This window comes from Nocardia sp. NPDC060249 (genome assembly GCF_042728755.1).
Classification (GTDB): Bacteria; Actinomycetota; Actinomycetes; order Mycobacteriales; family Mycobacteriaceae; genus Nocardia.
In genome coordinates this window covers 117,046-136,489 of record NZ_JBHXAQ010000010.1, presented here as the reverse complement: position 1 = coordinate 136,489, position 19,444 = coordinate 117,046, and the positions used below count along the sequence as shown (strand labels likewise).

General features: G+C 67.9%; 18 protein-coding genes. 8 read left to right on the top strand and 10 right to left on the bottom strand.

Annotated elements, in window-relative coordinates; genetic code table 11:
- Positions 1 to 216: 216 nt before the first annotated feature.
- Complete coding sequence (locus tag ACFWFP_RS27775; RefSeq protein ID WP_379299778.1) at positions 217 to 681, top strand: hypothetical protein; 465 nt, start codon at positions 217 to 219, stop codon at positions 679 to 681.
- Here the strand turns inward: ACFWFP_RS27775 and ACFWFP_RS27770 are convergent.
- A complete protein-coding gene (locus ACFWFP_RS27770) occupies positions 666 to 2,099 on the bottom strand; it encodes a DHA2 family efflux MFS transporter permease subunit (RefSeq protein WP_379299776.1) in 1,434 nt (477 codons plus the stop codon). The two genes, ACFWFP_RS27775 and ACFWFP_RS27770, sit on opposite strands and share 16 nt — an antisense overlap.
- 102 nt (positions 2,100 to 2,201) lie before the next feature.
- On the opposite strand from ACFWFP_RS27770, the gene ACFWFP_RS27765 reads away from it, so the two are divergent.
- A complete protein-coding gene (locus tag ACFWFP_RS27765) occupies positions 2,202 to 2,774 on the top strand; it encodes a TetR/AcrR family transcriptional regulator (RefSeq protein WP_379299774.1) in 573 nt (190 codons plus the stop codon).
- Between the two features lie 22 nt (positions 2,775 to 2,796).
- Here ACFWFP_RS27765 and ACFWFP_RS27760 read toward each other — a convergent pair whose 3' ends face one another.
- The 4 genes from ACFWFP_RS27760 to infC all read right to left on the bottom strand — a co-directional run bounded on the left by ACFWFP_RS27760 (position 2,797) and on the right by infC (position 5,072).
- Entirely contained in the window at positions 2,797 to 3,594 is a 798-nt protein-coding gene (locus tag ACFWFP_RS27760; protein WP_379299772.1) for a TrmH family RNA methyltransferase, read from the bottom strand.
- A gap of 35 nt (positions 3,595 to 3,629) precedes the next feature.
- On the bottom strand, positions 3,630 to 4,016 hold the full coding sequence (rplT, locus tag ACFWFP_RS27755) for a 50S ribosomal protein L20 (RefSeq protein WP_019046423.1): 387 nt from the start codon (positions 4,014 to 4,016) through the stop codon (positions 3,630 to 3,632).
- Between the two features lie 115 nt (positions 4,017 to 4,131).
- A complete protein-coding gene (rpmI, locus tag ACFWFP_RS27750; protein WP_056824456.1) occupies positions 4,132 to 4,329 on the bottom strand; it encodes a 50S ribosomal protein L35 in 198 nt (65 codons plus the stop codon).
- Positions 4,330 to 4,358: 29 nt separating this feature from the next.
- Entirely contained in the window at positions 4,359 to 5,072 is a 714-nt protein-coding gene (gene infC, locus ACFWFP_RS27745) for a translation initiation factor IF-3 (RefSeq protein ID WP_379299857.1), read from the bottom strand.
- A 334-nt stretch (positions 5,073 to 5,406) separates the two neighbouring features.
- Here infC and ACFWFP_RS27740 point away from each other — a divergent pair, with 334 nt between their 5' ends.
- Complete coding sequence (locus tag ACFWFP_RS27740) at positions 5,407 to 5,748, top strand: DUF1844 domain-containing protein (RefSeq protein WP_379299770.1); 342 nt, start codon at positions 5,407 to 5,409, stop codon at positions 5,746 to 5,748.
- A 463-nt stretch (positions 5,749 to 6,211) separates the two neighbouring features.
- Here ACFWFP_RS27740 and uvrA read toward each other — a convergent pair whose 3' ends face one another.
- A complete protein-coding gene (uvrA, locus tag ACFWFP_RS27735; RefSeq protein ID WP_379299768.1) occupies positions 6,212 to 9,217 on the bottom strand; it encodes an excinuclease ABC subunit UvrA in 3,006 nt (1,001 codons plus the stop codon).
- A 228-nt stretch (positions 9,218 to 9,445) separates the two neighbouring features.
- Here uvrA and ACFWFP_RS27730 point away from each other — a divergent pair, with 228 nt between their 5' ends.
- On the top strand, positions 9,446 to 10,078 hold the full coding sequence (locus tag ACFWFP_RS27730; protein WP_056824462.1) for a response regulator transcription factor: 633 nt from the start codon (positions 9,446 to 9,448) through the stop codon (positions 10,076 to 10,078).
- 4 nt (positions 10,079 to 10,082) lie between these two features.
- On the opposite strand, the gene ACFWFP_RS27725 is transcribed toward ACFWFP_RS27730, so the two are convergent.
- A complete protein-coding gene (locus ACFWFP_RS27725) occupies positions 10,083 to 10,865 on the bottom strand; it encodes a sigma 54 modulation/S30EA ribosomal C-terminal domain-containing protein (RefSeq protein ID WP_379299766.1) in 783 nt (260 codons plus the stop codon).
- Positions 10,866 to 11,003: 138 nt separating this feature from the next.
- On the opposite strand from ACFWFP_RS27725, the gene ACFWFP_RS27720 reads away from it, so the two are divergent.
- A complete protein-coding gene (locus tag ACFWFP_RS27720) occupies positions 11,004 to 12,827 on the top strand; it encodes a GAF domain-containing protein (RefSeq protein WP_379299764.1) in 1,824 nt (607 codons plus the stop codon).
- A gap of 1 nt (position 12,828) precedes the next feature.
- Here ACFWFP_RS27720 and ACFWFP_RS27715 read toward each other — a convergent pair whose 3' ends face one another.
- Positions 12,829 to 13,974, bottom strand: coding sequence for a beta-ketoacyl synthase N-terminal-like domain-containing protein (locus ACFWFP_RS27715; RefSeq protein WP_379299855.1), 1,146 nt, complete (start codon positions 13,972 to 13,974; stop codon positions 12,829 to 12,831).
- Between the two features lie 94 nt (positions 13,975 to 14,068).
- On the opposite strand from ACFWFP_RS27715, the gene ACFWFP_RS27710 reads away from it, so the two are divergent.
- The 3 genes from ACFWFP_RS27710 to ACFWFP_RS27700 are packed head-to-tail and all read left to right on the top strand — an operon-like array spanning position 14,069 to position 18,130.
- Positions 14,069 to 15,445 (top strand): diguanylate cyclase domain-containing protein, encoded by a 1,377-nt coding sequence (locus ACFWFP_RS27710; protein ID WP_379299762.1) that lies wholly within the window; start codon positions 14,069 to 14,071, stop codon positions 15,443 to 15,445.
- Positions 15,446 to 15,458: 13 nt separating this feature from the next.
- On the top strand, positions 15,459 to 15,794 hold the full coding sequence (locus tag ACFWFP_RS27705; RefSeq protein ID WP_379299760.1) for an antibiotic biosynthesis monooxygenase family protein: 336 nt from the start codon (positions 15,459 to 15,461) through the stop codon (positions 15,792 to 15,794).
- Between the two features lie 44 nt (positions 15,795 to 15,838).
- Entirely contained in the window at positions 15,839 to 18,130 is a 2,292-nt protein-coding gene (locus ACFWFP_RS27700) for a HelD family protein (protein WP_379299758.1), read from the top strand.
- Positions 18,131 to 18,181: 51 nt separating this feature from the next.
- Here ACFWFP_RS27700 and ACFWFP_RS27695 read toward each other — a convergent pair whose 3' ends face one another.
- Both ACFWFP_RS27695 and ACFWFP_RS27690 read right to left on the bottom strand, forming a co-directional pair.
- Positions 18,182 to 18,634: a universal stress protein gene (locus ACFWFP_RS27695; RefSeq protein WP_378661184.1), complete on the bottom strand. Its 453-nt coding sequence runs from the start codon at positions 18,632 to 18,634 to the stop codon at positions 18,182 to 18,184.
- Between the two features lie 267 nt (positions 18,635 to 18,901).
- The gene (locus ACFWFP_RS27690; RefSeq protein WP_379299757.1) at positions 18,902 to 19,333 is read right to left on the bottom strand and encodes a hypothetical protein; all 432 of its coding nucleotides are present in this window, start codon (positions 19,331 to 19,333) and stop codon (positions 18,902 to 18,904) included.
- Positions 19,334 to 19,444: the final 111 nt, after the last annotated feature.

The following is a 19,444-nucleotide window of genomic DNA, read 5'->3' as shown; positions in this document are numbered from 1 at the left end:
AGAACAGGACGACTCGATGGCTGAACAGACCGGCGATCCGACGTCTGCGCCGGGGCGGCGTGCTCGACGCACCGCTCCGGGGAGCGGGCTTGCGTTGTGTGGCTTCGGGATCGGGCCCGTGGGGCGGCGTCCGTTCCCCCGGGCGGCGGGGTTGTGCGCGCACCGGCCCGAACGGCAGGCGGCGCCGGAGCAGGGCCAGCACCCGGACAGTGTAGGATGACGGGGCTCGACGGCCGCCGGATCACGTCGGCCGCCGCCCTGTCCTACGTTCGATTCCAGGCGGCGCACCCTGACCGACACGGCCGGCGTCCGGGTGTGTTCGGCCTGGTGAACGGGCTGTGGGCCGCGGGGCTGCTGAGTGCCGAGGAGGTGCGGTTTCGCCGTGGCGGCAACGATTGGTTCAGCGAGAATCTGACGAATCCGGGTGACGTCGACCCAGCGGTGTACGACCGCGCACGGCATCCGGGTGCCGCCTCGTGGTTCAAGGCGAGCGCGGTGGCGATGATCGAGCGGGTCGAGGGATATCTCGCGATCCTCGACGCGCACGGGGTCGAGTGGGAGCGGTTGGACTCCGCCGCACCGGGCTCCATCATCTACGACGACGCCGAGCAGGTGGTTGTCGTGCCGTTCGGCGGCAACCACCTGCCCAGGGAACCGATCAGCGGCTATTGCGCGGGCTGAGTGTGCCGGGGCAGGAACGCTGCCACCACCGCGGCGCAGGCGACCAGGGCTGCACCGACCCACACCGCGGGAACGAGTCCGTCCACATAGGCCTGGGGGTCGGTGTAGGAGCCGTAAGAGGCGAAGACCGAGGCCAGGACGGCGATGCCCATGGCCACGCCCACTTCGCGAACGGTGCTGCTGATGCCCGATGCCATGCCCTGGTCGGCGGGGGAAGCGCTGGCCATGACGATGGTGGACGAGGGCGCGAAGGTGAGGCCCATGCCGATGCCGCCGAGGACGAACGGGGCGACGAAGGCGAGATAGGGGACATCAGCCGTGGTGATCATCGCCATCCAGCCGAGGGAGACGGCCAGGCAGAGCTGGCCGATCGCGATGAGGGTGCGGGCGCCGACGCGGTCGACGATCAGGCCTGCCAGCGGTGCGACGACCATCGGGACCATCGTCCACGGCATCGTGCGGATACCCGATTCCAGCGGTGAGTAGCCCTGGACCACCTGGAAGAACTGGGCGAGCAGGAAGATCGAACCGAAGACGCCGGACGAGAAGCCGAAGGACACGATGAAGCTGAGGCTCAGGCCGCGGGATCTGAACATGCGCAGCGGGAGCATCGGATCGGTGGCACGGGTCTCCCAGACGACGAACGCGACGAGCAGGGCAGCCCCGCCGATCAACGCGGTGAGGACCTGCGGTGCGGTCCAGCCGTCATCGGCGCCGTGGATGACGCCCCAGACCAGCGCCAGCACGCCACCAGCCGAGAGCAGCACGCCCAAGTAGTCGAGTTTCCGTGCGGCGCCCCGTGATTCGGACAGCATGCGGGCGGCGAAGGGCAGCGCCAGCAGACCGATCGGGACGTTGAGCCAGAAGATCCACTGCCAGTTCAGGCCGTCGACCACCGCACCACCGACGACCGGCCCGACCGCGACGCCGAGGCCGGCGATGCCGCCCCAGATGCCGATCGCGGCGCTGCGCATCTTCTCGGGTACCGCGGCAGCCAGCAAGGTGAGCGACAGCGGCATGACGGCCGCACCACCGGCGCCCTGCACCGCGCGGGCGGCGATGAGCATCCACGGCTCGGTGGCCAGCGCGCACGCCGCGGAAGCGACGACGAAGACCCCGATTCCGGCCAGGAAGACACGGCGACGGCCGATCCGGTCACCCAGGGCCGACGCCGACAGCAGCAGCGCGGCGAAGGACAGCGTGTAGGCGTTGATGAACCATTGCAGGTCCGACAGCGACGCTCCCAGTTCGGTTTTGATCACCGGGAGCGCGTTCGTCACGACGAGGTTGTCCAACGTGACCATGAACATCGGGATGCCGACGGCGGCGATCACCGCGCCGAGCGGCTTGTTCTTCGCCCCGGAGGTCGGTGGCGTCACGGCGGCTCGCGCGTCGCCGGATTCGAGTGTCTGCGTCATGCCCAGCCCTTAGTTGTTATTGACTGATAACTTCTCTGCTCATCGTTATGCATCGACTGATAACATGTCAAGAGGCATTCGAACGAGGAGGCAGTGACGCCCATGACGAGAACCCGGATGACCGCGTCCGAGCGCAGCGCCCAGGTGCTCGAAGCCGCGATCCATGCCTTTGCCGAAACCGGCTATGCCGCAACGAAAACCGATGAGATCGCCAGGCTGGCGGGAGTGTCGCAGCCCTACGTGATCCGCCTGTTCGGCACCAAGCAGCAACTGTTCATCGCCTGCCTGCTCGAGGTGTGCACGCGCATCGAGCAGGTGTTCCGCGACGCCGAGATCGCCCCCGGCGCCGACACCGCGGAGGCCCTGCGCACCCTCGGCCACGGCTTCGACGTCTTCCTGGCCGAACGCGAACTGCCCCTCATGATGCTGCACGGCGCCGCCGCCAGCGCGGATCCGGCGATCGGCGACCACATGCGGGAGCGATTCGGGCGCATCTATCGCCTGATCGGCGAACTCACCGGCGCCGACACGCTGGAATCGCGCCGCTTCGTCGCCACCGGCATGCTGCTCACCATCATGACCGCGATGCAGGTCGCGGGCAGCGAGGCGATTCCGCTCCCCTGGGCCACCGAAATCCTCACCGACCTGCGCAGCGCCACCACACCCTCGTGCTGAGCCCCATCAGCGCGCGGGAGAACTACGTCGCGTGCTGGACGCGGGCGCTCGCGTAGAGGCAGATAGCCGCTGCCGCAGCCAGATTCAAGCTCTCGGCGCGGCCGTGGATGGGGATGCGGATGCGGTGGTCGGCGCGGGCGGCGACGGCGGGGTCGAGGCCGTGGGCCTCGTTGCCGAAGAGCCAGGCGACCGGTCCGCGCAGGATGTCGTCGGCGGCGTCGAGGTCGACCTCGCCGTTGGCCGCGGTCGCGAGGATCGTCACGCCTGCGGCGGAGATCGCGTCGAGGGTCGCGGTGATATCGCGGCTGCGGGCGACCGGGACATGGAACAGCGAACCCGCGCTGGCACGCACGCATTTGCCGTTGTGCGGGTCGACCGTTTCGCCCGCGAGCACCACGCCGTCGGCACCGACCGCGTCGGCTACCCGGATCAGAGTGCCCGCGTTGCCGGGTTCGGCGATCTCGACGGGTACGGCGAGCATCCGCGGGCCACGGTCGAGGATCTCGCCGAGCGGCACGTCGACCAGTTCGCACACCGCGACAAGGCCGGGCGCGGTAACGGTTTCACCGAGATGTTCGGCGGCGCGATCGCTGACCAAGGTGGTGCGGACGCCGTCGGCGGTGGCACCGGCGATCAGCGCGTTCTCACGACCGGCGGCCGCGAGCGAATAGAAGATCTCCCGGACGCGGCCGGTCTCCAGGGCAGCGGAGACCGCGTTGGCGCCCTCGGCGAGGAACAGCCCGGACTTGCGGCGCTGGGCCGCGCGCTGGAGCTTGACAGCGGAAACGACCCGCGGATTGCGCTCGGAGAGCGCGTCCACGGGTCGTTCCGACAGATCGCTGTGTGTTGTCAAGCTCAGGCAGCGGTGGCCGGGGCGTTGACGTCGGCCGGCAGCGCGGCCTTGGCGACAGCCACCAGGCCGGCGAAGGCCTCGGCGTCCGAGACCGCGAGCTCGGCGAGGATCTTGCGGTCCACCTCGACGCCAGCGGCCTTGAGGCCCTGGATGAAGCGGTTGTAGGTGATGTCGTTCAGACGCGCGGCGGCGTTGATACGAGCAATCCACAGCTTGCGGAAGTCACCCTTGCGCGCCTTGCGGTCACGGTAGGCGTAGGTCAGCGAGTGGAGCTGCTGTTCCTTGGCCTTGCGGTACAGGCGCGAACGCTGGCCCCGGTAGCCCTTGGAGGCCTCGAGGATGGAACGGCGCTTCTTCTGAGCGTTGACGGCCCTTTTGACGCGTGCCACTTTGGTAGTCCTTGATCATCTGGGGGCGCGGCGGCGCCCGAATTCGGTAGTTGTCGGCGTCCGGTTATCCCGGCCGCGGAATCGTCGGGTTGCGACGGTCCGGCTGACCCGAAGGTCAGGCGAGACCGAGCAGCCGCTTCACGCGGGGGACGTCGACGGAAGCGACGGACTCCGTGCCTTCCAGACGACGAGTCCGGCGAGAGGACTTGTGCTCCAGGAGGTGGCGACGGTTCGCCTGCTCGCGAAGCAGCTTGCCCCGGCCGGTCACCTTGAATCGCTTCTTGGCGCCGCTGTGGGTCTTGTTCTTCGGCATGGATTCCTCTATCTAGTCGTTGAAATCGTTTACTGCGGGTCGGCCGGCGCAGCCTGCTCGGCAGGCGCGGCCTGCTCGACCGGTGCGGCCGGGTCTGCGCTCGCGGGACCGGTCGGCAGCGGCTGACGTGTCGCCGCCGGCGCCGAAGAGTCCTGCTGGGCCTTCACCCGCGTCTTCGCACCCTTGTGGGGAGCGAGGACCATGGTCATGTTGCGGCCGTCCTGCTTGGCCGAGGTCTCGACGAACCCGAGATCGGCCACATCGGAGCCCAGACGCTGGAGCAACCGGAAGCCGAGTTCGGGACGCGACTGCTCACGACCGCGGAACATGATCGTGACCTTGACCTTGGACCCGGCTTCGAGGAAGCGAACGACGTTGCGCTTCTTGGTCTCGTAGTCGTGGTCGTCGATCTTCGGACGGAGCTTCTGCTCCTTGATCACGGTCTGGACCTGGTTCTTACGGGACTCGCGCGCCTTCTGCGCGGTCTCGTACTTGAACTTGCCGTAGTCCATGATCTTGCAGACCGGCGGACGGGCATCGGGTGCTACCTCGACGAGGTCGAGGTCGGCTTCGAGCGCGACGCGTAGTGCATCTTCAACACGCACGATCCCAACCTGTTCGCCGCCGGGTCCGATGAGACGAACCTCGGGAACACGGATGCGATCGTTGATGCGGGTCTCAGTGCTGATGGGGCCTCCTAGGTCAAGCGGTGTCGTCTTAACGACCGCACGCAATAACTGCAACCCCTGTTTCAACACGAAAGCCCCGCTGCGGTATTTCTCCGCGACGGGGCCCGATGTCGACCGATCGCCCACAGCCGATGCTCTCGCAAGCTCGGTCGTCGACCCCCGCGTGCCAGGCACACGGAAAACCCACCACAATGAGCGGGTGACCGGGACCGTATATCCGAACGATGGCTCGCCGGTAACGGTGGGAGTCGGGCTCCACTTATCTGCCCCACGGATGCATGACACATCCAGGGGCGGTCGTCAGCGGAAAGCTTAGCATGGCGTTGAGCTATCACCGAATCGCCCGGGCGCGAGCACCCGCGATCGGGCTCGCTATAGCCTGATCAGCATGACTGACGAGCTCGATCCTCCTGTCCGCGACCTGGCCGACATCCCCGCTGTCGAGGTGATCAGCCGCGCCGCCGTGATGCTGATGAGTTCGGCCGCGGAGAAGCTGGGCCTGGCCGGCGAGAACCCGGATTCGGGCGCGGGCGTCGACCTCGACGAGGCCCGCCGGGTGATCACCGCACTGGCCGGGCTGGTCACGGCGTCGGTGGAGTACCTCGGCCCGCACGCGGGCCCGATCCGCGAGGGTTTGCAGGCGCTACAGCGCGCGTTCCGCGAGGCCTCCTCGGTGCCGGACGCACCGGGCGCGGGCCCGGGCGAGAAGTACACCGGCCCGGTGCACTGAGTTCTGTCAACGAAAAGATCCGCCGACGCGGTGCGTCGGCGGATCTTTTCTGTGCTGCGAACGAATGTCGCGACTCAGACCACGGGGGTCGGCGTGGGACCGCCGGGGGTGACCGAGACGGCCGAGCCGGAGGAGATCATGTTGGCGAGTGCGGTGAGCAGCGCCGCGCTTCCGGTATCCATTACAGGCGTTCCTTTCGAATCCAGGTCAGACGGTCGGCTTGGTGGGCTCGTAAGCCAACGATGACCCGCCGGCGAGGAAACCGAGAATCTGGGCGATGAGCGCCGTGGTGGCTTCATCCATGAGGACGTTCCTTTCGAACTACACGACGATCGAGCCGTCGACAAACCGCTACCACCCGGCATTCCGGGGACGGTGAGGCGAATGTTACCCACGGCTGTTTCACTTCGTGGCGCTTTCGGAAAGTCCCTGCCGGAACGTCTCGAAAGGACGGTAGCCCGGCTCAGCGCAACGCGGCCGCCTTTCGCGCCAACCGCTTGGCCGCGGTCGTCTCCGCCGGCGCCTTCTTCGCCGGTGCCTTCTTCGCCGCCGGGGCGGCTTTCTCGGCCGTCTTCTTCGCCGCCGTCTTCTTCGCGGCGGGCTTCTTCGGCGCGGGCGCTGCCAGCACTTCCTTCAGGAACTGACCGGTGTAGCTGTCCGACACCCCGGCGATGTCCTCCGGCGTACCGGTGGCGACCACGGTGCCGCCGCCCGAACCGCCCTCGGGGCCCATGTCGATGACCCAGTCGGCGGTCTTGATCACGTCGAGGTTGTGCTCGATGACGATCACCGTGTTGCCCTTGTCGACCAGTCCGTTGATCACCTTGAGCAGTTTGCGGATGTCTTCGAAATGCAGGCCGGTGGTCGGCTCGTCGAGGATGTAGACCGTCCGCCCCATGGACCGTTTCTGCAGCTCGGCGGCCAGCTTCACGCGCTGCGCCTCACCGCCGGACAGGGTCGGCGCGCTCTGGCCCAGCCGCACGTACCCCAGACCGACCTCGACGAGTGTCTTGAGATAGCGGTGGATCGAGGTGATCGCCTCGAAGAAGTCGGCCGCCTCGTCGATCGGCATGTCGAGGACTTCGGCGATCGTCTTGCCTTTGTAGTGGACCTCGAGGGTTTCCCGGTTGTACCGAGCGCCGTGGCAGACCTCGCACGGAACGTACACATCGGGCAGGAAGTTCATCTCGATCTTGAGCGTGCCGTCGCCCGAGCAGGCTTCGCAGCGGCCGCCCTTGACATTGAACGAGAACCGCCCGGGCTGGTAACCGCGCACCTTCGCCTCGGTGGTGGAGGCGAACAGGGTGCGGATCTTGTCGAAGACACCGGTGTAGGTGGCCGGGTTCGAGCGCGGGGTGCGCCCGATCGGCGACTGGTCCACCTGCACCAGCTTGTCGAGGTTGTCGAGACCGTTGACCCTGGTGTGCCGGCCCGGCACCTGGCGGGCACCGTTGAGCTTGTTCGCGAGAACAGTGGCCAAGATGTCGTTGACCAGGGTCGACTTGCCCGAACCGGAGACACCGGTGACCGCGGTGAGCACCCCCAGCGGGAACGCCACGTCGACATTGCGCAGATTGTGCTCGGTGGCGCCGACGACGGCGAGCTTGCGCTTCTTGTCGATCGGGCGCCGCACCAGCGGCAGCTCGATCTGCTCGCGGCCGGAAAGGTAAGCGCCGGTGAGCGATTCGGGCTCGGTCAGCAGCTCCGCATAGGGACCGCTGTGCACCACGCGACCACCGTGCTCGCCGGCGAGGGGGCCGATGTCGACCACCCAGTCCGAGGCGCGGATGGTGTCCTCGTCGTGCTCGACGACGATCAGCGTGTTGCCCAGCTTCTTCAAGCGCAGCAGCGTCTCGATGAGCCTGCGGTTGTCGCGCTGGTGCAGGCCGATCGACGGCTCGTCGAGGACATAGAGGACACCGACCAGACCGGAGCCGATCTGGGTGGCCAGCCGGATGCGCTGCGCCTCACCGCCGGACAGGGTCGCGGCGGCCCGCGACAGCGTCAGGTATTCGAGGCCGACGTCGAGCAGGAAGCCGAGCCGGGCCTGGATCTCCTTGAGCACCTGCCCGGCGATCGCGGTCTCGCGCTCCCCCAGCGTGAGCGCGTTCAGGAAGTGCGCGCAGTCGCCGATGGACAGCTCGCTGACCTCGGCGATCGACTTGTCGGTGCCGTCGGAGGCCAAGGTGACGGCCAGGATCTCCGGGCGCAACCGGGAGCCGTTGCAGACCGGGCACGCCACATCGCGCATGTACCCGTCGTAGTGCTCTTTCATCTGCTCGGACTCGGTGTTCTCCATGCGCCGCTGCAGGAACGGCATCACGCCTTCGAAATCGGCGTAGTAGGAGCGCTTGCGGCCGTAGCGGTTGGTGTAGGAGACGTGCACCTGGTCGGAGCTGCCTTCCAGCACCGCCTTGCGGGCCTTCGCGGGCAGGTCGCGCCACGGGGTGTCCATCGAGAAGCCGATCGCCTCGGCCAGGCCGGACAGCAACCGGTTGAAGTACTCGGCGGTCTGCCCGCGCGACCACGGGGCGATCGCGCCCTCGGCCAGGCTCAGGTCCGGGTCGGGCACCACCAGTTCCGGGTCGACTTCCTTGCGGATGCCGAGGCCGGTGCAGTCAGGGCAGGCGCCGTAGGGCGAGTTGAAGGAGAACGAGCGGGGCTCGAGGTCTTCGATGTCGAGGGGGTGGCCGTTGGGGCAGGCCAGGCGTTCGGAGAAGCGGCGCTCCCGGTCGTGGGCGTGCTCGTCGCGGTCGACGAAGTCGAGCACGACGATGCCGTCGGCCAGCCGCAGCGCGGTCTCGATCGAGTCGGTGAGGCGCTGCTTGGAGGCGGCCTTGACCGAGAGCCGGTCGACGACCACCTCGACGTCGTGCTTCTCCTGCTTCTTCAGCTTCGGCGGATCGGTGAGCGGATACACCACGCCGTCGACCCGCACGCGCGAGTAACCCTGGGTCTTGAGCTGGTCGAACAGGTCGACGAACTCGCCCTTGCGGGTGCGCACCACCGGCGCGAGCACCTGGAACTTGAGGCCGTCGTCCATGGCGAGTACCTGGTCGACGATCTGCTGCGGGCTCTGCTTTTCGATCAGCTCGTGGCAGACCGGGCAGTGCGGTGTGCCCGCACGGGCGTAGAGCAGGCGCAGGTAGTCGTAGACCTCGGTGATGGTGCCGACCGTGGACCGCGGGTTGCGGTTGGTCGACTTCTGGTCGATCGACACCGCGGGCGAGAGCCCCTCGATGAAGTCGACATCCGGCTTGTCCATCTGCCCGAGGAACTGACGCGCGTAGGCCGACAGCGATTCGACGTAGCGACGCTGCCCCTCGGCGAAGATCGTGTCGAACGCCAAGCTCGACTTCCCGGAACCGGACAGACCGGTGAACACGATCAGGCTGTCGCGCGGCAAATCCAGGTCTACACCTTTCAGGTTGTGTTCCCGAGCTCCGCGCACAGTGAGGCGTTCCGCCACCTGGTGAATCCCTTCTCCATCGTCATCCGCCGACCGGACATATTCCCCCGTCGTCAATGCTAGGCCGGGGGTCCGACAAGTTTCGGTCCGCAGGCGAGCGGCCCCCTCGCCCCGTGGCGCTGTGCAGGGGGCGTGACATTTCTCGTTCGCCGACAAGCCCCACGACCGAGTTACGCGGATTATGTTGGACCACAAGGGGGGATCGTTCGACATGATGAAGGAGCCGGCGTGCTCGAGGTGTTCCTGGTCGACGACCACGAGATCGTGCGGCGAGGGTTGATCGACCTGCTCGAAGGTGATCCAGAACTCACTGTGATCGGTCAGGCAGGTGGCGTCGCCGAGGCGATGGTGCGCATCCGCGAGGCCCGCCCCGATGTCGCGGTCCTCGACGTGCGGTTACCCGACGGCAACGGCATCGAGCTGTGCCGCAACCTGCTGGCCGAGTTCGATGACCTGCACTGCCTGATCCTGACCTCGTTCTCCGATGAGCACGCCATGCTCGACGCCATTTTGGCCGGCGCCAGCGGGTACGTGGTGAAGAACATCGACGGGATGAAACTGGCCGACGCGATCAAGCAGGTGGGCGCGGGCCACTCGCTGCTCGATACCCGCGCCGCCGACGCCCTGCGCGCCCGGCTGCGCCGCAGCGCCGAACCGTCCGGGCCACTGGCCGGGCTCACCGACCAGGAACGACGACTGCTCGAACTGCTCGGTGAGGGCCTGACCAACCGGCAGATCGCCGCGCGCATGTTCCTCGCGGAGAAAACGGTCAAGAACTACGTCTCGCGACTGCTGGCGAAACTGGGTGTCGAACGTCGCACCCAGGCCGCCGTCCTGGCGACCAAACTCCGCGAGCCCTGACGGCTCAGGACGGGACGACGATGGTGAGGTCCCCGTCGTAGCGGCGGTAGAGCAGGTTGCCGCGGCCGGTGTGGCTGTCGGTGAAGAACAGGTAGGGCAGCCCGGCCGCGCACAGCGCGTCGGAGGCCTCGTCCTCGGCGAAGACGGGAGCCGCGTCCTGCACCACCCGTACCGGCATCGCGCTCGCGGTCAGCGGCAGCTCGGCCGACCGGTCCGCCGCGGCGGTGAGCCGCTGCCTGGCCAGCGAGACGCCGTGCGGGTCGGCCCACGTCACGATGGCGTCCTCGCCGGTGTCGGCGTCGGTGAACAGGTAGGCGTCATAGTCCATCGCGTCCAGGACGGTGCTGGCTTCCAGCGGTGTGCCGGTCATCAGGGCACAGTCCTTGCGGCGGATGATCGGGCGCGTCTCGGTGATCTGGGCCAGCGGACGGCGGGCCGGGTCGGGCCACGCGCCGCGCGCTTCCTTACCCGCGCGGCGGGCGAGCTGGCGGTCGAGCCGTTCGGCGGCGAAGGTGACCGCGAAGCCGCCGGGGCCGGTGACCTGGACACGGGTGAACGTGTCGTTGGTCCGGATATTGGCCTGCACCAGGGTCGGCTCGTCGTATCCCTGCGGCGCGGTGACGCGCACCCTGGCCGGGCTGTCGAGGTGATGCCTGCGCATCACGCGGGTGATGGCGCGAACAGCACGGGTGACGTCCTGGGCCGGCACTTCGCCACGCGTGGTCACGGCGAGCTCCGGGTCCGCGGCGGTCGTCCAGTGCTGGGTGCTCGACAACGAATTCATCATGTGCCCCACTTCTCGATCCCATTTCCCGGTGCCCAATGCCACCATTACCACCGGTGCGAGTGAAGGGCCGAAAGTCCCCTCATTGCCGACTAGACTTGTTCGGACTCACTCCAGGAGCTGCGAAGACGGGGTACTGCGATGGCGAATGACGGTCGGGGCGGCCGCTATTCGGCTGACCAGACGGTGTCGCGGCAGATGTTGCGCAGCCTGCTCGGCGAGGTCGCCGATCGGGTCGAAGTGATGATCGGTTCGCGCGATCGGATGGACGGCCTCGTCGAGGCCATGCTCACGGTCACCGCGGGTCTGGACCCGGACGAAACCCTGCGCACCATCGTGCGGACCGCGATGAACCTGGTCGACGCCCGCTACGGCGCGCTGGCGGTGCGCGGCCACGATCAGCAGGTCGCGCAGTTCATCGACGAGGGCATGCCGGATCAGATCCGCGACCGGATCCAGCGATTACCCGCGGGCCACGGCGTACTCGGCGCGGTGTTCGCACACAAGGCGCCGCTGCGGCTGGCCGATCTCACCCAGCACGAATCCTCGATCGGGTTTCCCGCGGGACATCCGCCGATGCACACGTTCCTCGGTGTGCCCGTACGCATTCGGGACGAGGTGTTCGGCAGTCTCTATCTGACCGAGAAGTCCGACGGCCAGCCGTTCACCGAGGAAGACGAAGTCCTGGTGCTGGCGCTGGCGGCCGCCGCGGGGATCGCGGTCGACAACGCGCGACTCTACGAGCAGGCCCGCACCCGGCAGGCGTGGATCGAGGCGACCCGCGATATCGCGACGGAATTCCTGGCCGGTACCGAATCCGATCGGGTGCTCGGCCATGTGGTCGATCACGCGCGCGGGCTCACCGGATCGCATCAGGCGTTCCTCGCCTCGGTGCCGGTGCCCGACGAATTGCCCGGCGAGATCAGCGAATTGGTGGTCACACAGTGGACCGGACCTGATGCGGGCCAGGACTGGCAGACCATCCCGATCGCGGGAACGGTGGTGGGCGACGCCTTCAGCAGACGGACGCCACTGCGCTTCGACGACGTGTCGAAGGTGTCGCTGGGCGTCGAGTTCCCCGTGGCCGAATTACCCGGCGCCGGACCGGCTCTCGTCCTGCCGCTGTGCACCCCCGATGCCACCCTCGGCGTCCTGGTGACGTTCCGGCCGCCGGGTTTCGCGCCGTATTCCGATGAGATGCTCGAGCTGACGGCGGCATTCTGCGATCAAGCCGCGCTGGCGGTGCGGCTGGCCGACGCCCAGCAGCGGATGCGCGAACTCGACCTGGTCGCCGACCGCGATCGGATCGCGCGCGACCTGCACGACCACGTGATCCAGCGACTGTTCGCGATCGGCCTCACCGTGCAGGCAACCCTGCCCAAGGCGGTGGTTCCCGAAGTGCGGCAACGGCTTTCGACAGTGATCATGGATCTGCAGGAAGTGGTGCAGGAGATCCGCACCTCCATCTTCGATCTGCATGCCAGCGGCTCCGGCCACAGCGAAGGGCTGCAGCAGCGCCTCGAGGTGGCGATCCGGCGCCAGACCTCCGACATCGCCCTGCGCGCGACGATCCAGGTATCGGGTCCGCTGTCGGTGCTCGATCCGCAGCTGGCCGACCACGCCGAGGCGGTGGTGCGCGAGGCGGTGAGCAACGCGGTGCGCCATTCCGGCGCCGACACCGTGGCCATCGTGATCGAGGTGGCCGACGATCTGGTGATCACGGTGTCCGACAACGGCTGGGGCATTCCGAACCACGTCATCCGCAGCGGGCTGCGCAATCTCGAGCAGCGCGCGCAGGAGGCGGGCGGCTACTTCGAGGTCGGTCCGGCCAAACGCCCCGACGCCGACGGCAACCACCCCGAGATGTCGGGCACACAGCTGCGCTGGGCGGTGCCACTGCCCCAGGACGCGCCGGCGACCGGCGGGTTCGCCCTCGCCGCCGGACCCGAGCCGGGCGAGGATTGAGTCAGGCCGGGGCCAGGACCACGGCGGCGTTGTTGCCGCCCATTCCCATCGACAGTTTCAGCGTCGGGCCCGCGAGCAGCGGGGTCGGGCCGTTGAGCAGTCGCGGGTGCGCGGGGGCCACGATCGGCGCCGACGCGACCCGGCCGCGCTCGTAGGACAGGGCGATCGTGGCGACTTCGACTGCCGCGCAGGCGCCCTGACAGTGCCCGGTCAGCGGTTTGAGCGCGGCGACGGCGGGCCGGTCGTCGAAGACGGTGCTCAGCACATCGCGTTCGGCGGCATCGCACTGCTTGGTCCCGGTGCCGTGCGCGTTGTAGTACGCCACGTCGCCGGCATCGATTCCGGCGTCGGCCAGTGCGCGCCGGACGCAGGCGATGATCTGGGCGTGGCCGGGATCGACCGAGACGACATGGAAGGCGTCGTTGGTCATCGCGCCGCCGAGCAGTCGCGCATAGGGCTGCTCGATCGCGTCGGTGAGCAGCAGCGCCACCGACGCCTCGGCCATGGTGAAACCGAGGGTGCCTTCCTGAAAGGGCCTGCAGGCGGTGAACGGGTCGGCATCGGCGATCGCGGCACCCAGACCGACGAAATGTTCGAGCATGTCCGGGGTGGCCGACAGGTCGGTGGTGATGCACAACACGTCATCGACCAGACCCGCGTCACGCCACATCTTCGCCGTCAGCAGGGCGGCATTGCCCGAACTACACGCCGCCGACACGTTCATCGCGGGTCCGTGAAAACCGAACTCCTGCATCACCACCGAGATGGGTGTCGACGGCAGCATCCGCAGATAGTCGCGCGAGCGCCGGTGGCCTTCGTCATGGCGGTAGAAATCGCGCCAATCGGCGACGTCGCCCAGGGTGAACGCGTGGACGAGGCCGACGGTGCGTCCCTCCCGGCGCCACCCGCGTTCCCGTGCGTCGGCGATCGCCTCGGCGGCCACGGCGAACACGGCACGCCCGAACAGCCCGGTGCCGTACGCCGGGTCACCACCGTCGCCGATCCGCCCAACCCAGGCGTGCTGATCACGTCCGGGCCCGTAACCGGGGTACAAACGGGCAGCCGGTTTGCACCCCATCAGTCCCTGCCACAGGTGTTCGCGACCCCACCCGTAACCGGAGACAACACCGATCCCGGCGATCGACATAGAATCGAGGCGGTGGGTCATGCCGCCCGTGAGCACATCCAGTGTCACATCGCTCCTCGCGGATCTTCATGAAGGATCACCAGACTAGTCCGGTATGCCGTTCGCAGACCAGGCCGAGATCGGGGGTTTCGCAGTGGGAGAAGGAAGGACCGACGCGGCGAGCGCCGAGCAGCTCGCGCAGCGCTACCGGTCGCTGGTCGAACACACCCCCGATGCCATCTGTGTGCACGAGTCCGGGACGATCGTCTACGTCAATCCGGCGATGGTTCGTCTGCTCGGCGCGGATTCGGCCGACGACCTCCTCGGCTTGTCGATCACCGTCTTCGTCCATCCCGATTCCGTCGCGGCCATGCTCGACCGGATCGATCAGCTCACCGCCGAGGGTTCGGCCTCCCCGCCCACCGACATGGACCTCATCCGGGTGGACGGGCGGACAGTGCCGGTCCAGACCGTGTCGGTGCTCACGGTGTGGAAGGAGAAGCTCGCGTTCCAGGTGGTCGTGCACGATCTCACCGCGCAGCGGGCCGCCGAGGCGTCGGCCCGGCAGGCGGAAGCGTACTTCACGACCGTGGTGTCCCAGCTCGAGGAGGGTGTACTCGTCGTCGATCGGCGGGGTCGCCTCGAGTCGATCAACCCGGCGGGCAGACGCATTCTCGGCATCGAGGAGGGCGGGCAGATCCTCGGGCGCCTCATCGATGACCTGCCGCTCACGATGGTCGACCGCGATGGGCAGCCGTTGCCGCCGGGTAAGCATCCGATGGCGCACACCCTCGCGACCGGCGAGGTGGTCACCGGATTCGTCTTCGGTGTCGAGCGCGCCGACGGGCACCAGGTGTGGGTGTCGTGCAACTGCCGGTTGCTCAACCCGGACAGCCCGGATTCGTCCGGGGTGTCCTCGTTCTCCGACATCACCGAGTACCGAGCCAGTCGGCGCCAGCTCGAGTACCAGGCCACCCACGACGCGCTGACCGGGCTCGCGAATCGTTCCCTGATCCTCTCGCAGCTGTCCGCGGCGCTGGCCGACGACGGCGGCACACTGGTCACCACGGTGCTGTTCATCGACCTCGACGGCTTCAAAGCGATCAACGACACCCTCGGGCACGCCATCGGCGACACGGTGTTACAGATCGTCGCCCAGCGGCTGCAACAGGCACTGCGCAACGAAGACCTGGTCGGGCGGCTGGGTGGCGACGAATTCCTGGTGCTGCTGGCGGGTCATCCGCAGCGCACCGACCTGCCCGCGCTGGTGGAGCGCCTGCGCGTGAGAATGGCGGAACCGATCATCGCCAGCGGTCACCGACTCGAGGTGAGCGCCTCGGTCGGCATCACCGAACTCGGCCCGCACGAACGCCGCACGCCCGAGGCCGTGCTGCACGACGCCGACCTGGCGATGTACCGCGACAAGCCGGCGGCCCATCGTGAGCTCGGTCTCGGTCAGAATCGACGCTCGAACAACACCCACGCCTCCTGACAGACTGGTCGGCGTGATCGTCGAACACGCGCTGTTACCCGTTCGCCCCGGCGCCGCCGCCGCCTTCGAGGCGGCCTTCGCGCAGGCGTATCCGATCATCGCGGGAATGCCGGGCTTCGGCGGGTTGTCGTTGTCGCGCTGTGTCGAGCGACCCGACTGCTTCCTGTTGCTGGTGCGCTGGGAGCGACTGACCGACCACACGGTGGGATTCCGTGAGTCACCGGAATATCAGCGCTGGCGTGCGCTGTTGCACCACTTCTACGAGCCTTTCCCGGTGGTCGAGCACTTCACCCCGGTCCTCGGCGACGAAGTCTTCCCGGTCGCGGCGGCCCTGCCCGCGGACACGTAGACTCGACAACTCTGTTCTCAACGCGGTGACAAAGGAGTCCTGTTTTGCCCGACCGCCTCGCCGACGCCTCCCCGGCCGCGCACAACAGCGAGATCGAACAGGAGCAGCAGTACCTCTCGGTGCTCTACGACCGGCTCGACGGCATGCGCGACTACGCGCAGAACCGGCTCAAGACCGTGCTCCTCGAATCCGGTGGCACGCCGCAGGCGCGCAGTGAGCGCGAGTCCTTCACCCAGCTCTACAACGAGGACCTGTCCAAGTACGACGCGGCCGAGCACGGCCTGTGCTTCGGCCGGATCGATCTGGAAGGCACCGAGGACGCGGCGCGCTACATCGGCAGGCTCGGCATCCTCGACGAGGACAACGACTACGAGCCGCTGCTGCTCGACTGGCGCGCTCCGCTGGCCCGCCCGTTCTACCTGGCCACCACCGCCAATCCCGAGAACGTCACCCGGCGCAGGCACATCCGCTCGCGCAACCGCGCGGTGACCGCGATCAACGACGAGTACCTCGATCTCGATGCCGCCGAGCGTGACGGCGTGGTCGGCACCGACGACGGCGTCGGTGGCGAGAGCGCGCTGCTCTCGGCGCTCAACGCCGCCCGCACCGGGCACATGAACGACATCGTCGAGACGATCCAGAGCGAGCAGGACGCGATCATCCGCTCCGAGCACAAGAGCGTGCTCGTGGTGCAGGGTGGGCCGGGCACCGGCAAGACCGCGGTCGCGCTGCATCGCGCGGCGTTCCTGCTCTACACCTACCGGCAGCAGCTGGCCAAGAGCGGCGTGCTGATCATCGGCCCGAACGCCACCTTCCTCGACTACATCGGCCAGGTGCTGCCCTCCCTCGGCGAGACCGGCGTGCTGCTGTCGACCATCGGCGACCTGTACCCGGGCGTGAAGGCGGTGCGCGAGGATTCGCTGCGTGCCGGGGAGATCAAGGGCTCCCTGGACATGCTCGAGGTGCTCAAGCAGGCGGTGCGCGACCGTCAGGAAGTGCCGTCGGAGCCGGTGCGGCTGGCTTTCGACGGCTATCCGGTGACGCTGGACCGCAAGATCGCGACCAGGGCGCGCGGGCGGGCCCGCTCCTCGCGACGCCCGCACAACCTGGCCAGGCCGATCTTCGCGTCGTCGGTGATCGACGCGCTCACCGATCAGCTCGCCGCCACGATGGGCGCCGACCTGTCCGGCGGTACGAGCCTGCTCAGCTCCGCCGACCTCAGCGAGATCGGCGACGAGATGCGGGCCGACCCGCACGTGCAGGCCGCGATCAGCGCGCTGTGGCCGGTGCTGTCACCCCAGGACGTGCTCGCCGACCTGCTCGCCGACCCGGCCCGGCTCGAGCGCGCCGCCAAGACGCTGAGCCCCGGCGACCGCGCCGAGCTGGTGCGCGCCGACGACGGCACCTTCGGCGCGGCCGATGCCCCGCTGCTCGACGAGCTGGCCGAGCTGCTCGGCGTCGACGACACCGAGGAACGCGAACGCTCGCGTCGCCGGTGGAGGGCCCAGATCGAGGAGGCCCAGGATGCCCTCGACATCCTCACCGGTTCCGCCCCGCAGGACATCGAGGACGAACTCGATCCCGAGATCCTGATGGCCTACGACCTGATCGACGCCTCCCAGCTGGCCCAGCGCCAGGAATTCGGCAACCGCCAGACCACCGCCGAACGCGCCGCGGGCGACCGGACCTGGACCTATGGTCACGTGATCGTCGACGAGGCGCAGGAGCTTTCGGAGATGGCGTGGCGCATGGTGATGCGGCGCATCCCCAATCGCTGGATAACCGTTGTCGGCGATGTGGCCCAGACCGGTGATCCGGCCGGCGCGTCGTCCTGGCAGCAGGTGCTCGAACCGTATGTGGCACAACGCTGGAAGCTCACCGAGCTCACGGTGAACTACCGCACCCCCGCCGAGATCATGGCGGTCGCGGCCGATGTGCTCGCCGAGATCGATCCGGGTACCAAGGTGCCGCGTTCGGTTCGCGAGACCGGCCATCCCCCACGCGCCTACCGGGTGCTGTCCGCGGAAGTCGTGGGCGAGGTGGCCCGATTACTCGAAGCCGAGAACGGACCCGGTACCTCCGCGGTCCTCGCCCCCGCGGCCCTGGTGCCCGAATTGTCTTCGCTGGCAGGCGAATTCGTGCAGGTGCTCACCGTCCACGACGCGAAGGGCCTCGAATTCGACCGCGTGTACCTGGTGGAGCCACAGGCCATCCTGGACGAGTCCCCGCGCGGCCTCAACGACCTGTACGTCGCGCTGACCCGTGCGACCCAGCGACTGGCCGTGGTGCACACCGAGGACCTCCCCGAGGCGCTGTCCGCGCTCGAACCGGCCTGAGACGCGACGAAGGCCCCTGACCACAGTCGGTCAGGGGCCTTCGTCGTCGAACTAGCGGACGGTGTGCACGATCAGCACGTCCGAACGGGACTTGCGGGCCACGTCCGAGGGGACGGAGCCGAGCAGGCGGCCGGTGAGGGTGTTGAGGCCTCGGTTGCCGACGACGAGCAGGTCGGCGTCCACCTCGTTGACGAGGTCGAGCAGCGAATCGACCGGCTCGCCGACGATCGCGCGATCGACGATGTTCTTCGCACCGGCGGCCAGGGCCTTTTCCCGGGCAACGTGCAGGATCTCGTTGGTCGGGGCCGAGCCACGGACCTGGTAGGCCTCGTCCTTGAGCACATCGGCGGCGGCGGCGACGTCGCGGTCGTCGGTCGGGAAGTAGGCGCAGGCCAGCACGAGAGTTGCCTCAGCGTCCCCGGCGAGCGCCGCGGCCTTCTCCACCGCCACGTACGACGAATCCGAGCCATCAGTACCGACGACAATGGTCCGGTAGGCGGTCATCTCTCCTCCAACTGGTCGGTGCCAGCGCCGAACCACCCGGGAATCGAGCGTCAGCGCGGCAATTGGCTCGACCCTAACGCCAAATCAGGCCGATTTATCAGAAATCGCAACAGATCACACCGGGAGTGTTGGCGCTCCTGCCCGATGTCACGGTGGCTTTCGCAACAGTCGAGAAGATTCACCTGCGGCAACAAGACCGCGGTTCGAATAAATTGTGGCCTATCACAACACGATCAACGCCGTAGTGCGGCTGGGACTTTGATCACATCAACCGGAGAAACTCGGGAACCCACATGCCGCGCTGCCGGTGCCGGTATTCGCCGCCACGGTCACCGTAGCGGGGGTGATCCACCAGCTGTTGAGATAGCTGTCGACTTTCGCCGTCAGCTGGTGCGAGCCGGCGGCAGCGGGGCGCCAGGAGGTCTTGGTCTCGCCGATCGCCGGGACCGCCACCGTGTCGATCACGACACCGTTGTCGTAGAAGGTCACCGGTGCGCCGGCGTGGCCCGAGCTGTAGCCGACGACGTTCACCGCGACCACCGTGTAGGAACAGCCGGCCTTCGGATCGGAGCTCGACACACTGACCCGCTGGCCATCCGAGATGTCCGCGTGCGCGCCCGGCGCGAGCAGAGCCGTGGCGGCCAGCGCGGTCGCGAGGGCGGCGCCGAGGCGGGAAGTCCGGTCGAAAGATGTTGTCACTGTTGAGGTCCTGACGTCTCCACGCAGCAACGGCCGCTGCGAATGCGGTGACACTATCGACGAACCCCGCGCACCCAAGGTGGAATGTCGATATTTCAGACCCCCTACTTC